This is a genomic window from Pseudomonas sp. RIT623, assembly GCF_004519305.1.
Taxonomy (GTDB): Bacteria; Pseudomonadota; Gammaproteobacteria; order Pseudomonadales; family Pseudomonadaceae; genus Aquipseudomonas.
Window position 1 is genome coordinate 66,352 of the sequence record NZ_SOZA01000026.1, and the last position, 13,022, is coordinate 79,373.

Annotated in this window: 14 protein-coding genes and 1 pseudogene; 12 read left to right on the forward strand and 3 right to left on the reverse strand. The window is 65.3% G+C overall.

All coding sequences use genetic code 11. From position 1 onward, the window contains the following. The first annotated feature begins 1 nt into the window (after nucleotide 1). The 8 genes from E3U47_RS17395 (at nucleotide 2) to E3U47_RS17430 (ending at nucleotide 6,682) form a co-directional block, all read left to right on the forward strand. Nucleotides 2-403 (forward strand): biopolymer transporter ExbD, encoded by a 402-nt coding sequence (locus E3U47_RS17395; RefSeq protein WP_028688526.1) that lies wholly within the window; start codon nucleotides 2-4, stop codon nucleotides 401-403. A 323-nt stretch (nucleotides 404-726) separates the two neighbouring features. Further along, nucleotides 727-1,308, forward strand: a complete 582-nt coding sequence (locus E3U47_RS17400) for an alpha/beta hydrolase (protein ID WP_134692910.1) — start codon at nucleotides 727-729, stop codon at nucleotides 1,306-1,308. A gap of 63 nt (nucleotides 1,309-1,371) precedes the next feature. Continuing rightward, nucleotides 1,372-2,319: a sigma 54-interacting transcriptional regulator gene (locus E3U47_RS17405; RefSeq protein WP_134692911.1), complete on the forward strand. Its 948-nt coding sequence runs from the start codon at nucleotides 1,372-1,374 to the stop codon at nucleotides 2,317-2,319. 181 nt (nucleotides 2,320-2,500) lie between these two features. Continuing rightward, nucleotides 2,501-3,286, forward strand: a complete 786-nt coding sequence (locus E3U47_RS17410; RefSeq protein WP_134692912.1) for a MetQ/NlpA family ABC transporter substrate-binding protein — start codon at nucleotides 2,501-2,503, stop codon at nucleotides 3,284-3,286. Nucleotides 3,287-3,737: 451 nt separating this feature from the next. Further along, nucleotides 3,738-4,403, forward strand: coding sequence for an amino acid ABC transporter permease (locus E3U47_RS17415; RefSeq protein ID WP_134692913.1), 666 nt, complete (start codon nucleotides 3,738-3,740; stop codon nucleotides 4,401-4,403). Continuing rightward, on the forward strand, nucleotides 4,384-5,043 hold the full coding sequence (locus E3U47_RS17420) for an amino acid ABC transporter permease (protein WP_134692914.1): 660 nt from the start codon (nucleotides 4,384-4,386) through the stop codon (nucleotides 5,041-5,043). Before E3U47_RS17415 ends, E3U47_RS17420 begins: the two co-directional genes overlap by 20 nt. After that, the gene (locus E3U47_RS17425) at nucleotides 5,040-5,813 is read left to right on the forward strand and encodes an amino acid ABC transporter ATP-binding protein (protein ID WP_134692915.1); all 774 of its coding nucleotides are present in this window, start codon (nucleotides 5,040-5,042) and stop codon (nucleotides 5,811-5,813) included. Before E3U47_RS17420 ends, E3U47_RS17425 begins: the two co-directional genes overlap by 4 nt. Beyond that, nucleotides 5,810-6,682 carry a transporter substrate-binding domain-containing protein gene (locus E3U47_RS17430; protein ID WP_134692916.1) on the forward strand — a complete coding sequence of 291 codons (873 nt, stop codon included), beginning with the start codon at nucleotides 5,810-5,812 and terminating at the stop codon, nucleotides 6,680-6,682. Before E3U47_RS17425 ends, E3U47_RS17430 begins: the two co-directional genes overlap by 4 nt. 60 nt (nucleotides 6,683-6,742) lie before the next feature. On the opposite strand, the gene E3U47_RS17435 is transcribed toward E3U47_RS17430, so the two are convergent. Next, nucleotides 6,743-9,115, reverse strand: coding sequence for a penicillin acylase family protein (locus tag E3U47_RS17435; protein WP_134692917.1), 2,373 nt, complete (start codon nucleotides 9,113-9,115; stop codon nucleotides 6,743-6,745). Nucleotides 9,116-9,201: 86 nt separating this feature from the next. Here E3U47_RS17435 and E3U47_RS17440 point away from each other — a divergent pair, with 86 nt between their 5' ends. Next, nucleotides 9,202-9,768 (forward strand): sugar O-acetyltransferase, encoded by a 567-nt coding sequence (locus tag E3U47_RS17440; RefSeq protein WP_134692918.1) that lies wholly within the window; start codon nucleotides 9,202-9,204, stop codon nucleotides 9,766-9,768. Here E3U47_RS17440 and E3U47_RS17445 read toward each other — a convergent pair. After that, nucleotides 9,747-10,304, reverse strand: coding sequence for a DUF6436 domain-containing protein (locus tag E3U47_RS17445; protein WP_134692919.1), 558 nt, complete (start codon nucleotides 10,302-10,304; stop codon nucleotides 9,747-9,749). The two genes, E3U47_RS17440 and E3U47_RS17445, sit on opposite strands and share 22 nt — an antisense overlap. A gap of 169 nt (nucleotides 10,305-10,473) precedes the next feature. Between E3U47_RS17445 and E3U47_RS17450 the strand changes: the two genes are divergently transcribed. Next, complete coding sequence (locus tag E3U47_RS17450) at nucleotides 10,474-11,400, forward strand: alpha/beta hydrolase (protein WP_134692920.1); 927 nt, start codon at nucleotides 10,474-10,476, stop codon at nucleotides 11,398-11,400. Here the strand turns inward: E3U47_RS17450 and E3U47_RS17455 are convergent, their stop codons facing one another. Continuing rightward, nucleotides 11,401-12,153, reverse strand: coding sequence for a DUF2059 domain-containing protein (locus E3U47_RS17455; RefSeq protein ID WP_134692921.1), 753 nt, complete (start codon nucleotides 12,151-12,153; stop codon nucleotides 11,401-11,403). Nucleotides 12,154-12,274: 121 nt separating this feature from the next. On the opposite strand from E3U47_RS17455, the gene E3U47_RS17460 reads away from it, so the two are divergent. Together E3U47_RS17460 and E3U47_RS25265 are read left to right on the forward strand one after the other, a co-directional pair. Further along, complete coding sequence (locus tag E3U47_RS17460) at nucleotides 12,275-12,898, forward strand: 2OG-Fe(II) oxygenase (RefSeq protein ID WP_134692922.1); 624 nt, start codon at nucleotides 12,275-12,277, stop codon at nucleotides 12,896-12,898. Further along, nucleotides 12,885-13,022 (forward strand): annotated as a pseudogene (locus tag E3U47_RS25265) (DUF523 domain-containing protein); the annotation flags it as partial. The gene E3U47_RS17460 and the pseudogene E3U47_RS25265, both read left to right, overlap by 14 nt.

Sequence of the window (13,022 nt, forward strand, 5' to 3'; positions counted from 1 at the left end):
CATGGCCTTCTCGACCCAGGACAGCGACGAAGTGTTGAGTGAAATCAACGTCACGCCCTTGGTGGACGTCATGCTGGTGTTGCTGGTGGTGTTCATCGTCACCGCGCCGCTGCTGACCAACGCCATTCCCATCAACCTGCCCAAGACCGAGGCCGTGGCCCCGGTCGAGCAGAAGGATCCGTTGGTGGTGAGCATCGATGGCAGCGGCAAGCTGTTCATCAACAAGGACGAAATCCAGCCGGACCTGCTGGAGACCAATCTCAAGGCAGCCAAGGACAAGGACGCCGAACTGCGCGTGCAGTTGCAGGCCGATGATGGTGTGAACTACGGCGAGGTCGCGCGGGCGATGGCGGCCATCGAGCGGGCGGGGATCAGCAAGCTGGCGGTGATTACCGCGCGCTGACCGGCGCAACCCTCTTCAGGCAAGTGCTTAGGGGCCATTTTCCTTGGCAGGGGATGGCCCTTTTTTTATTGGCGGCGCCTTTTGCGATCCCTGTAGGAGCGGCCTTGTGCCGCGAATGGGCTGCGGAGCAGCCCCGACGTATTGGTGTACATGTACAGATCGTGGGGCCGCTGCGCGACCCTTTCGCGGCACAGGACCGCTCCTACAGGAATCGCGTAGCTTTAAATGGTTTTGGTTATTAATAAATAGCTTCTTATTCCTTTACGAATATAACTCCCTCCCTATACTTGCAGCCAAGCACGCAAACTTCCGGAGGCGTCCCCATGCGCAATGAGTCGATTCGTTACCTGGTTGTGCCGGGCTGGCAAGGATCGCCAGACAACCATTGGCAGAGTCACTGGCAGCGCAGCCTGCCCAACAGCGCCCGGGTCGAACAGCACGACTGGCTCACTCCGCAGCGCGCTGACTGGGTGCAGGCGCTGGAGCAGGCCATCGACGCCGAACGCACGCCCGTGATCCTGATCGCCCACAGCCTGGGTTGCGTCACGGTCGCCCACTGGGCCGCGCAGGCCAGCCCACAGCTGTTGCGGCGGGTGCGCGGAGCCTTGCTGGTGGCGCCGGCGGATGTCGAGCGAGCGACCTGCGCGCCGGCCTTGCGCAACTTCGCGCCCATCCCGTTGCAGGCGTTGCCATTCCCCAGCCAGGTGGTCAGCTCCGACAACGACCCGGCGGTGAGCGTGCCGCGCGCGTTGTATCTGGCCAGGGCCTGGGGCGCCGAGGCCGGGTTGCTGGCTGATGCCGGGCATATCAACGTCAAGTCGGGTCATGAGCGTTGGGAGCAGGGCTTTGTCTACCTCTATCGCCTGCAGGCTCGTATAGACCAGCGTGCCTTGCGCCGCGCCTGAGGCGGCGGTTTTCCTCGAACGCACTGAAGCCTCGGCACGTCATGACCGGGGCGGGAGCATTGCATGACTTTCCACAGCCCTTTCGGCCAGCCGCTGCTGACCTTCCCCGAACAGGACAAGAGCCCGTTGAGCATCCGGGCCAAGGCCCTGGTGTTCGTCGATCCGCGCTCGCAGGCGTTGCGCCAGGCCCTCGAGCGCTTGGCGCCGCAACCGCTGCCGGTGCTGATTCGTGGCGAAACCGGCACCGGCAAGGAACTGCTGGCGCGGCAGATCCATCGCGCCAGCGACCGCGGCGGCCTGTTCGTCTCGGTCAACTGCGCGGCGATCAGCCCAACCTATGCCGATGCCGAATTGTTCGGCTACAGCGCCGGCAGCCAGGGCGGCACCGCCAGCAGCCGGGCCGGCTGGTTCGGTTCGGCCAATGGCGGCACGCTGTACCTGGATGAAATCGCCGACCTGCCGCTGGCCATCCAGACCAAGCTGCTGGCCGCGCTGGAGAACCGCGAGGTAACCCGGGTGGGTGCTGCGCACCCGCAGCCGGTGGACGTGCGCCTGGTGGCTGCCTCCAGCATCGACCTGGCCAGGGCGGTGCAAGCCGGGCGCTTCAACGAGCGGCTCTACCACTACCTGCACGAAGGCGAACTGGCCCTGCCAGCGTTGCGCGACCGTATCGGCGACATTCTGCCGCTGGCCGAATACTTCGTCGGCATCTACAGCGTGCGCCTGGACCGCCCCGTGGCGCTGATCAGCGAGGCCGCCCAACAGGCGCTGGAGGCCCATGCCTGGCCGGGCAATACCCGCGAACTGGAAAACGTCATCCACTTTGCCCTGCTGGTCAGTGACGGCGAGGAGATCCGCCCCGAGCACCTCGACCTGCCGGACCTCGCTCCCTTGGCCAACCTGGCCCGCCAACTGGCGCAACTGGGCAGCAGCGGCGAGCCGCAGACCCTCGATACGCTGCGCCGACTGCTTGCGGAAAACCTGGTGAGGCTCGGCCAAGCCACGCCCTAGAGCGCCGGGCAGGCGCTCATAAGCAAAGGGGGTGATGGCCATTTGTTTTTGGAATAAGCAGCTAATCAAAAGATATTGTTACGGAATAAAAAATCCCGGTATCGTCGGTTGCATGTCCACCCGAACGGATGGGCACCCGACTCGCCATCTGCGATGGCCCAGCTCCAGAACAAGGATCACCATGAAAAAGACCCTGCTGACCACCGCCCTGGCCGCCGCCCTGTCGTTCACTGGCCTGGCCAACGCCGCCGAAAAACTGGTGGTCGCCGCCACGCCCGTGCCGCACGCTGAGATTCTCGAACTGATCAAGCCGACCCTGGCCAAGGAAGGCGTGGACCTGCAGATCAAGGTCTTCACCGACTATGTCCAGCCCAACGTGCAGGTCGACCAGAAGCGCCTGGACGCCAACTACTTCCAGACCCTGCCGTACCTGAAGAACTTCAACGAAGGCAAGGGCACCCACCTGGAGACCGTGGTCGGCGTGCATGTCGAACCCTTCGGCGGCTACTCGAAGAAGGTCAAGAGCCTGAGCGAGCTGAAGGACGGCGCCACCGTGGCCATCCCCAACGAAGGCAGCAACAGCGGCCGCGCCCTGCTGCTGCTGCAAAAGGCCGGGCTGATCACCCTGAAGGACCCGAAGAACGCCCTGGCCACGCCCAAGGACATTGCCGAGAACCCGAAGAAGCTCAAGTTCAAGGAGCTGGAATCGGCCATGCTGCCGCGCGTGCTGGACCAGGTCGACCTGGACATGATCAACACCAACTACGCCCTGGAAGCCGGCCTGAACCCGGCCAAGGACGCCTTGGTGATCGAAGGTAGCGACTCGCCGTACGTGAACTTCCTGGTGGCCCGTCCGGACAACAAGGACAGCGCCGCCATCCAGAAGCTGGCCAAGGCCCTGACCAGCCCGGAAGTGAAGGCGTTCATCGAGAAAAAATACCAGGGCGCGGTACTGCCGGCGTTCTGATACGCGGCTTCGACCAGCCCTGGCATGAAAACGCCGACGCCATTGCGTCGGCGTTTTCGTTTGTGGCGTTGCCGGTGTTCGCTACGCGTTGCCCAGCGCCCGGCGCAGGGCCAGGAGCCAGAGCAGCTGTTCGTTAGAGGTCGGCGAGCAAGGGCTGTTCATCGTTATCGTCCTTGTAGGGGTGATGGCCGTGCAAGACAGGATCTGAACCCCTTTGAGGGGCAATCTTGCCGAAAGATCCCTACACGATGAACGATTTTTATCCTTAGCCCCGCCAGGGATATCGATATGCAATATGGGTATTTATAAAAAGTTTTTTATACCCGTAAAGTCTGTCCAACGTGCTTACCGGCACAACGCCATCTCTTATGAACGACGCCGAGCGACCCTCGTGCCGACCCTGGACGCACCCTATGCCGTACCCTGGTAATCCCGTGCCGAGGCGCCAACCATGAGCTTCGACACCGCCTTCATGCTCAGCACCTTGCCGGCCTTCCTCAAGGCCGTGGGCGTGACCTTGCAGGTCGGGCTGATCGCCATTGTCACCTCGTTGCTGGTGGCCCTGGTCAACGCCACCTTGCTGGTACTGCGCATCCCGTACCTTTGGCGCCTGGTCAAGGGCTACGTGGAGCTGGCACGCAACACGCCGTTGCTGATCCAGTTGTTCTTCGTCTACTTCGCGCTGCCGAGCCTGGGGCTGAAAGTCTCCGGCTTCAGCGCGGCGATCATCACCATGACCTTCATGGGCGGCGCCTATCTCACCGAGGTGCTGCGCGCCGGGGTCGAGGCGGTACCTGCGGCGCAGCTGGAGTCGGGGCGCGCCATCGGCCTGTCCGAAGGCCAACTGTTGCGCCATGTGATCCTGCCCCAGGCTGGCATCCTCAGCCTGCCGGCGCTGTTCGCCAATTTCGTGTTCCTGCTCAAGGAAACCACCGTGGTTTCGGCGGTGGCGGTGCCGGAGATCCTCTACACCACCAAGAACTACATCGCCCTGTACTACAAGACCTACGAGATGCTCGCCGTGCTGACCCTGCTGTGCGTGCTGATCTTCCTGCCGCTGTCGCTGCTGCTGCGCTACCTGGAACGGAGGCTGCAACATGGCCAGTACGGGCTTTGAGCTGTTGCAGGTGTCGTTGCCGCAACTGGCGGCCGGCGCTGGACAGACCCTGGCGATCTCGGCGTTGGGCATTGTCTTCGCGACCGTCGGCGGCGTGTTCTACGGTGTGTTGGCGAGCCTCGGCAATCGGCTGCTGAATGCCTTGTTGCAGGTGTATCTGGAGCTGTTCCGGGCGATCCCGGTGCTGGTCTGGTTGTACCTGGTGTTCTTCGGCCTGCCGATCTTCTTCGGCCTGAGCATTCCCGGTTTCTGGTGCGCCGTGCTGGTGCTGGGCCTGTGGGGCGCCAGCGAGGTCGGCGAAGTGGTGCGTGGCGCGTTGCGCTCGCTGCCCCGTGGCCAGCGCGAGGCGGGGCTGTCGATCGGCCTGTCCGGCTGGCAGTTGTACGGCTACGTGCTGCTGCCCCAGGCGCTCAAGCGCATGACCCCGCCGACCATCAACCTCTACACGCGCATCGTCAAGACCAGCTCGCTGGCGGTGCTGATCGGCGTGGTCGAGGTGATCAAGGCCGGCCAGCAAATCATCGAGCGCACCTACGAGTCGGTGCTGATCTACGGCGCGCTGTTCCTGTTCTTCTTCCTTGTCTGTTATCCGCTGTCCGCCGCCTCGCGGGTGCTGGAGCGGCGCTGGGCCCACGCATGAACCCACTGATCGAGTTCCAAGGTTTCAATAAATTCTTCGGCCAGCACCAGGTGCTCGCGGACATCGACCTGCAGGTGCACGCCGGCGAGGTGGTGGTGATCCTCGGCCCCAGCGGCTGCGGCAAGAGCACCCTGCTGCGTTGCCTCAACGGGCTGGAGGCGGCTCAAGGCGGCAGCCTGCGGCTGGCCGGCGAGGAACTGCTCGGGCCGGATACCGACTGGCGCCAGGTGCGCCAACGGGTCGGCATGGTGTTCCAGAGCTACCACCTGTTCGGCCACATGAGCGTGCTCGACAACCTGCTGCTCGGCCCGCTCAAGGTGCAGAAGCGTGAGCGCGCCGAAGCCCTGGCCCAAGCCGAGGCACTGTTGGCGCGGGTGGGCTTGCTGGACAAGCGCGACGCTTTCCCGCGCCAGCTCTCCGGCGGCCAGCAGCAGCGCATCGCCATCGTCCGCGCGCTGTGCATGAACCCCCAGGTGATGCTGTTCGACGAGGTTACCGCGGCCCTCGACCCGGAGATGGTCAAGGAGGTGTTGCAGGTGATCCAGGGCCTGGCCCGCGACGGCATGACCCTGCTCATCGTCACCCACGAAATGGCCTTCGCCCGCGCGGTGGCCGACCGTATCGTGTTCATGGAGGCCGGCAGGATCCTTGAACAGAATCACCCCGAGCACTTCTTCACCCGACCGCGAACCGCACGCGCGCAGCAGTTCCTGGAGAAATTCTCGTTCGTCGAAAGCCTGCCCACGTCATCGCACAAGGAACTGTCATGAAGACTGCCCCGTTCGCCAAACTGCTCGCGCCCTTGCTCGGCCTGGCCCTGCTGGCCGGTTGCAACAAGTCCGAGGAACCGGCCAAGCCCGCCGCCGCGTCGCCGGCCAGCAGCTATCTGGAAACCATCAAGGCCCGCGACAAGCTGATCGTCGGCGTGTTCACCGACAAGCCGCCGTTCGGCTTCGTCGATGAAAGTGGCCGCTATGTCGGCTTCGACACCGACATCGGCCGGCGCTTCGCCAAGGACCTGCTGGGCGACGAGAACAAGGTCGAGTTCGTCGCCGTCGAACCGGCCAGCCGCATTCCGTTCCTGCAGAGCGACAAGGTCGACCTGATTCTTGCCAACATGACCGTCACCCCGGAGCGCAAGGAGGTGGTGGACTTCACCAACCCCAACCTGCGCGTGGCGGTGCAAGCCCTCGTGGCCGACGGCAGCCCGGTGCGCAAGCTCGACGACCTGGCCGACAAGACCATCATCGTCACCACCGGCACCACTGCCGATATCTGGCTGAGCAAGACCCATCCGGATTGGAAACTGCTCAAGTTCGAGAAGAACACCGAGTCGCTGGCGGCCCTGGCCAATGGCCGTGGCGACGCCTACGCCCAGGACAACCTGATCCTGTTCAGCTGGGCCAAGCAGAATCCGGGCTACCGCGTGCTGCCGGAGCTGCTGGGCGATGAAGCACCCATTGCCCCGGCGGTGAAGAAAGGCAACGTCGAGCTGCGCGACTGGGTGAACGCCGAGTTGGCCAAGCTGGGTGAAGAGAAGTACCTGCTCAAGCTGTACGACCAGTACGTGCGCAAGGAGCTGAGCGACGACACCAAGCCAGAGAGCGTGATCGTCGAAGGGGGCAAGTGGCAGGGGTGAGAACCCCCTGCCAGGGCGGCTGGCACCGGCGACGCCGGTGTTCGCCGGCAAGGCCGGCTCCTACTGTTGCTGCGCGGGCACCAGGCGCAACGTGCTCTGCGCTGGAATCACCCCCATCCGTGCCTTGTGGTAGCGCCCGTCGATGTAGTCCTGCGCTTGGTCGCCATAGTGCCGGTCGAACGGCACGCCGCTTTGCCCGACCGGGTTGATGGTCAACGCCGCGCCGGCGTCGGCGAAATCGATCAGGCGCCGGGTCGAGGGGCCATAGGTGACCGGCCAGGGTGCCGGGCCGATCTTCGCCGACAGGTTGTTGGGTACCTCGTGGGTGCCGGGGGCGGCGAACGGGCCCACGTTGAACAGCAGGTTCAGCGGTTTCTGTACCCCCAGCGGATGGTTATGGGTGAGGGTATGGGCCTTGCCCCATTGCCAACTGGCCGGGTCCTGGCCGAAGGTGTTGCGCAGGTGCTTGAGGCTGCGCTGCCAGGCTTGGCGCACGATAGCGGTGCGGTCGGTGTGTTCGTTGCCGCCGCGCTGTTGCCACCAGAGGGAGGCCGGGTCGGCGGCCAGGCGCGGCAGGGCGGCGTCGATGGCGCGGGTGCTGATCAGCACCGGGAACCAAGTGTCGCCCAGTTCGTCGTGCAGAGCGGCGAAAGCCAGCTCGTAGAGGAACTGGTTGAACAGCGTGGCACTGGTGGAGTCCAGCGGGTAGTCGCCGGGCCAGGCTGCCAGTTGTTCGACCAGTTCCTTTTCCTCGTCGCCGTCGGCCACGACGCGCAAGGTAGCCAGCAGCGGCGCCAGGGTACGTGGGCCATAGTCGCTAGCGGTGTCCAGTTGCAGGGCTTGGCTGTTCTGGGTATCCCAACGGATCTCGGCGTTGCCCAGGTGGCGGTCGAGCTGGCGTCCACGGTCGGCCAGGTTGTAGTAGCCGGGTATCGGCATCTGTGCCGGCGGCTGGTAGTTGGCCGAGACGATGTAGCCGCTGGCCGGATTTTCCTGTTGCGGGTTGGCGCTGAACGGGTAGAAGCCCGGTTTGTCGGCCTGATGGCTGCTGCCATCGAGAATGAACGCCGGGTTGACCCCGTCGGGGCGGATCGGCAGGCGCGCTGCGGCCCACCAGCCGATATCGCCGCGGGCGTTGGCCCACACCAGGTTCAGCCCCGGCGCCTGGACCTTGGCTGCCGCCTCGCGCATTTTGTCCAATGTGTCGGCGCGGTTGATCTGGTAGAAGCCTTCGAGGATCGGGTTTTCGGTTTCAAGGAACGCCCACCACAGGGCAATCGGCGTCTTGCCGGCGCTGTCGCCCAGCACGCTGTTGACGATCGGGCCGTGGGGCGAGCGGCGCAGGGTGATGCTGGCGGCTGGCTCGCCCTTGATGGCGATGGACTGCTCGGTCTTCTCCAGCGGCTGCCAGCGGCCATCGACCATCACCTGCTCGGGGTTGTCCGGGTTGGTCTTTTCGGCGATCAGGTCGACGTCGTCATTCTGGAACATGGTCAGGCTCCAGCCGAAATCACGGTTGTGCCCGAGCAGGGCGAACGGGTTGAGTCCCTGGAAGTAGCCATACAGGTTGAAGCCTGGCGCCGACAGCTCGGCCTCGTACCACACTGCCGGCACAGCGAAGCCGATGTGCGGATCGCCCGCCAGCAGCGGTCGGCCACTGCGGGTGCGGCTGCCGGCCAGGACCCAGGCGTTGCTGCCTTCGAACTGCGGGATGCCAGCCTCGCCGAGGGCGTCATGGCTCAATTGCGCGAGCTGTTCGAGGCTGCGCCAGTCGGCGGCGGCCAGGGGCGTTGCCAGGGCGCCGTCGGGTTGCCAGTCGAGTTCGAAGATCTTCAGGTACTCGGGGCCGAGCTGATCGCGAATGTAGGTCAGCGCAGGTTCGGTGCGGAACGCGGCGGCAAAACTGTAGGCCAGGTAGCCGGCGATGCTCAGGGTGTCTTCGGCGGTGAACGGCCGCGGGCTGATGCCCAGCAGGTCGAACTCCATGGGCTTGGGGTGGCTGGCCTGCCACTGGTTCACACCGTCCAGATACGCTTGTAGTGCCTGCCAGGCGGGGGACTGCTGGTCGCTGCGCCGCACCATCAGCGCCGCCTGCTCGCGGATGCGCAGGCTGCGGAACAGGGTATCGGTGGGCAGCAGTTTCTCACCTAGCACCTCGGCCAGCTCGCCCCGAGCCAGGCGGCGCATGATCTCCATCTGGAACAACCGGTCCTGGGCATGCACATAGCCGAAGGCGCGGTACAGGTCCTGTTCGTTCTGCGCCTGCAGGTGCGGCACGCCACGGGCATCGAAGCGTGCGCTGACCGGCGCCTGCAAGCCGGCGACGGCCACCTCGCCCGCGCGCAGGGGTAGCTTGCCCTGCACGTACCAGTAACCGGCGCCAGCGGCGGCCACGGCGATCACCACCGCCAGCAGGGTCAGGCTGCGCTTCATCGAAACTCCTTGTGCACACCAGCGAAAAATGTGGTCCGATCATCGGCGCATTCGCGAACTGAGCATAGTCCCTGAAAGGAGTTTCCATGTCCCTGAGCGAAAAACAGAAGATGTTGGCCGGCCAGCTCTACCACGCCGGTTGTCCCGAACTGCAAGCCGAGCAGATCGCCAACAAGCACTGGATGCACCGTTACAACAGCAGCGTCGAGTTGCTCAACGACGCGCGCCACCGCTTGCTGGTCGAGCATTTCGGCCAGGTCGGCGACGGCGCGGTGATCCGCCCGCCGTTCCATTGCGACTACGGCTACAACATCAGCATCGGCGCCAACAGTTTCATGAACTTCAACTGCGTGATCCTCGATGTGCTGCCGGTGCGCATCGGCGCCGACTGCCAGATCGGCCCGGCGGTGCAGATCTACACCGCCGACCACCCCATGGACGCGGAGCTTCGCCGCGCCGGCCTGGAGAGCGGGCGGCCGGTGAGCATCGGCGACAACGTGTGGATCGGCGGCGGGGCGATCATCCTGCCCGGGGTGAGCATCGGCGACAACGCGGTGGTCGGTGCCGGCAGCGTGGTCACCCGCGATGTGCCGGCGGGGGCGGTGGTGGTGGGCAACCCAGCACGGGTGCGTCAGCCGGCCCAGGGGCAGTAGCAGCCCAGCGCGAGGGTGTTGGAGGCCTGGACCCGGCGCCCTTGTTCCAGTGCCTTGAGGATCGGCTCGATGAAACTGTTGCTCGAGTTGCACACCGCGCCTTCGCTGTAGGGGCCGAAATAAGCGAGGTTGCCTGCGTGGTCCCAGATCGCCACGGCGGGCGTGGCGGGCAGCCGTTCACTGCCGGGCAGGCTGGCCAGGGGCTGGAGGGCGGTGAGGTTGGCGGGGAGCTGGCCGTGGCTGGCGGGCTTTTGCACGACGTAAAAGCGCACGCCCCGTGGCGCGAACTGCGCGACCAGCTCGCCCAGGTGCTGCTGGTTGCCGACATTGCAGGGGCAGGCTGGGTCCCAGAAATGCACCACGCGCAGCGGGCCGGGGCCGGACAGCTCGGTTGGCAGGCGCAGTTGGCTGCCGTCGAAGAAGGTCGCCTGGTTGTCGAATGGGCGCAGGTAGCGGCTCTGGAAGCTGTCGTAGGCCCGCCACAGGGCGGCAGCGCAGAGTAGCAGTGCAAGAAGTGTGAACAGTCGCTTGGCCATAGGTGCCCTGACGCGGTGTACATGGGAGCGGGCTTGCCCCGCGACGGCCTCTGTTCAGCCATCGTTCCGAGCAACTCGCGTGGTTCGTTGGAAAAGGCGCCAAGCTTGCCATGGCGCGGCCCAGAGCTGAATATCGCAGGTCAATACTCGCTGCACTTCGGATCTACCCATGCCTGCCAGTTTTCACCCCGACCTGCTGCGCACCAGCCTGTCGCCTCTTACGGCTCGCCAGCCGTTATCCACCCAGGGCCAGGCCTACCAGCGCTTCTACGGCCTGGACCTGCCTGCGCGCAGCTGGCTGGGCGGCTTCCAGGCGGCGGGTTTCGACCTGGTCGGCCAGGCCTGGCTGCCCGAGCAGGCGCAGGCCACGTTGTTCCTGCTGCACGGCTATTACGACCATATGGGCCTGTACCGCCATGTGATCGCCTGGGCGCTGCGCCAGGGCTTTGCGGTGATCGCCTGCGACCTGCCGGGGCATGGGTTGTCCAGCGGCGAGCGGGCCAGCATCGATGATTTCGGGCGTTACCAGCAGGTGCTCGATGCGTTGTTCGAGCAGGCGCGTCAACTCGGTCTGCCGAGGCCCTGGCACCTGTGCGGGCAAAGCACCGGCGGGGCGATCGTGGTCGATCATCTGTTGCACCATGGCGAACACAGCCCGGCGGATGGCGAGGTGATCCTGCTGGCGCCGCTGGTGCGCCCGCGCGCCTGGCGCTGGTCCAAGCTCAGCTATTGCGTGTTGCGTCACTTCGTCAACGGCATCGAGCGGCGCTTCAGCGAGAACACCAATGACCCGGCATTCCTGGCGTTTCTCGAGGCTGACCCCTTGCAGCCACGGCGTTTGCCGACGGCCTGGGTCGGTGCGTTGGTACAGTGGATCCGGCGTATCGAGGCCGCGCCGCGTAGCACGCGGCGGCCAATGATCGTGCAGGGTGAGGCCGACGCTACGGTGGACTGGCCGTATAACCTGCAGGTGCTCAAGGCCAAGTTCGCCGAGCCGCGGATCCTCATGCTGCCCGAGGCGCGGCATCACCTGGCCAATGAGCTACCAGGCATTCGCCAGCGCTACTTCGACTTCATTGGTCAGCGCCTGGGCTGATCAGTTCAGGTCGGCGGCGTTCTGGCCCACCGCCAGGGCGGCGCGTACCGCGGTTACTGCAGCCTTGTAGTAGGCCTGGCCGTCGGCGGACTCGGCGAAGGTGGAGAACGCTTCGAGTTCGGTATCCGAGAGATCGCGGTAAACGTATAGCAAGGTATTGTCGAGGTCTTCGCCCACCTGGTTCATCAGCCGTTGGCGCTGGCCGTCGAGCAGGCTCTGGGCCTGGCCGCCGCCAAACAAGCCGGGCAGCATCGAGCTGAGGCTGTCGGCCGCCACCCCGGCGATGGCCAGGCTGACTTCGGCGCCTGCTTCGCGGGCGGGCAGGGCCCGGGCCAGGTGGCCGATGATCAGCCGGCGGTTGTCGCTGGCCTGGATCTTCGGCAAGCCCTTGGCGTTCTTCGCCAACTGATCCTTGCGCGTGGCCAGTAGCTCGGCGGCGACCACCTTGCGTCCCAAGGGCGACTGGAAGAACGCCAGGGCCGGTGTCGGGTTGCCCAGGTTGGCGCGCAACTGCGCCTGGGCACGGCGGTCCATGGCCTGGGCCTGGAAACGCTGGTTGCTGTTGTTGACCAGCGCCTGGTAGACGGCGGGCGGCAGGCTGTTGCGATAGCGCTGCTGGGCGGCGTTCACGGCATCGTTGAAATGGGCGCGCTGGTCGGGCCAACCGGCGGCTTTGTAAAGTTGGTCGAGGCTGTCCGCCCAGACAGGCATGGTGCAGATCAGCAGCACTAGCAGGGAAAACAAACGGCGCATTCAGGACTCCTGTCGGCAGGCGGCTATTGTCCGTGGCGTGGCGGGGCTTTGTCGAGACGCCAGTGGCGGTTCCTGACCAAGTGGCGCTGTGCGAGTGACGGGCGAATGGATATGATGCGCCATGCACAATCCTTCCGAACATCCGCTGCTGTCGGCCATCGTCGACGACCTGGCCGCCCGTGGCTGGTCGCAGCAATCCCTATTCCTGCCCGCCGAGCTGTCGCGCGCGCTCGCGGCCGAGTGCCGGCGCCGTTACGCCGAGGGTGAACTCAACCCCGCCGGGGTCGGACGCGGCGCCGCGCAGGAGATCCGCGAAGCGATTCGGGGTGACCAGATCCAGTGGATCGACCCTGGGGAGTCGGACGTCTGTGACCGTTACCTGGGTGAGATGGACGGGTTGCGCCAGGCCATCAACCAAGGGTTGTTCCTGGGCCTGGAGGATTTCGAATGCCACTTTGCCCTGTACCCGCCGGGGGCGTTCTACAAGCGCCACCTCGATCGCTTTCGCGACGATGACCGGCGCATGGTCTCCGCCGTGCTCTATCTCAACGAGGGCTGGCAGGCGGCCGACGGCGGGCAGTTGCGCATGTTCCTGGCCGAGGGTGTCGAGCACGACGTGCAACCGCTCGCCGGTACCCTGGTGGTGTTCCTCTCCGGCGATGTGCCCCATGAAGTTCTACCGGCCGGGCGCGAGCGCCTGTCGTTGACCGGCTGGTTCCGGCGCCGTGGCAATGACCCGTTCTGAGCGACCGAAGGTCCTGGTCAGCGCCTGCCTGCTGGGCCAGCCGGTGCGCTACGACGGCCGGGCCAGTGGCCATCCCGACCTGCTGCAACGCTGGCAGGCCGAGGGCCGGGTGGTGCCGTTGTGC

What these genes read in the sequence shown, in the direction of transcription:
- E3U47_RS17430 (WP_134692916.1), top strand. Translation starts at nt 5,810, where the DNA reads ATGAAGACTGCCCCGTTCGCCAAACTGCTCGCGCCCTTGCTCGGCCTG.
- E3U47_RS17450 (WP_134692920.1), top strand. Translation starts at nt 10,474, where the DNA reads ATGCCTGCCAGTTTTCACCCCGACCTGCTGCGCACCAGCCTGTCGCCT.
- E3U47_RS17415 (WP_134692913.1), top strand. Translation starts at nt 3,738, where the DNA reads ATGAGCTTCGACACCGCCTTCATGCTCAGCACCTTGCCGGCCTTCCTC.
- E3U47_RS17445 (WP_134692919.1), bottom strand. Translation starts at nt 10,304, where the DNA reads ATGGCCAAGCGACTGTTCACACTTCTTGCACTGCTACTCTGCGCTGCC.
- E3U47_RS17395 (WP_028688526.1), top strand. Translation starts at nt 2, where the DNA reads ATGGCCTTCTCGACCCAGGACAGCGACGAAGTGTTGAGTGAAATCAAC.
- E3U47_RS17405 (WP_134692911.1), top strand. Translation starts at nt 1,372, where the DNA reads ATGACTTTCCACAGCCCTTTCGGCCAGCCGCTGCTGACCTTCCCCGAA.
- E3U47_RS17420 (WP_134692914.1), top strand. Translation starts at nt 4,384, where the DNA reads ATGGCCAGTACGGGCTTTGAGCTGTTGCAGGTGTCGTTGCCGCAACTG.
- E3U47_RS17435 (WP_134692917.1), bottom strand. Translation starts at nt 9,115, where the DNA reads ATGAAGCGCAGCCTGACCCTGCTGGCGGTGGTGATCGCCGTGGCCGCC.
- E3U47_RS17455 (WP_134692921.1), bottom strand. Translation starts at nt 12,153, where the DNA reads ATGCGCCGTTTGTTTTCCCTGCTAGTGCTGCTGATCTGCACCATGCCT.
- E3U47_RS17410 (WP_134692912.1), top strand. Translation starts at nt 2,501, where the DNA reads ATGAAAAAGACCCTGCTGACCACCGCCCTGGCCGCCGCCCTGTCGTTC.
- E3U47_RS17400 (WP_134692910.1), top strand. Translation starts at nt 727, where the DNA reads ATGCGCAATGAGTCGATTCGTTACCTGGTTGTGCCGGGCTGGCAAGGA.
- E3U47_RS17440 (WP_134692918.1), top strand. Translation starts at nt 9,202, where the DNA reads ATGTCCCTGAGCGAAAAACAGAAGATGTTGGCCGGCCAGCTCTACCAC.
- E3U47_RS17460 (WP_134692922.1), top strand. Translation starts at nt 12,275, where the DNA reads ATGCACAATCCTTCCGAACATCCGCTGCTGTCGGCCATCGTCGACGAC.
- E3U47_RS17425 (WP_134692915.1), top strand. Translation starts at nt 5,040, where the DNA reads ATGAACCCACTGATCGAGTTCCAAGGTTTCAATAAATTCTTCGGCCAG.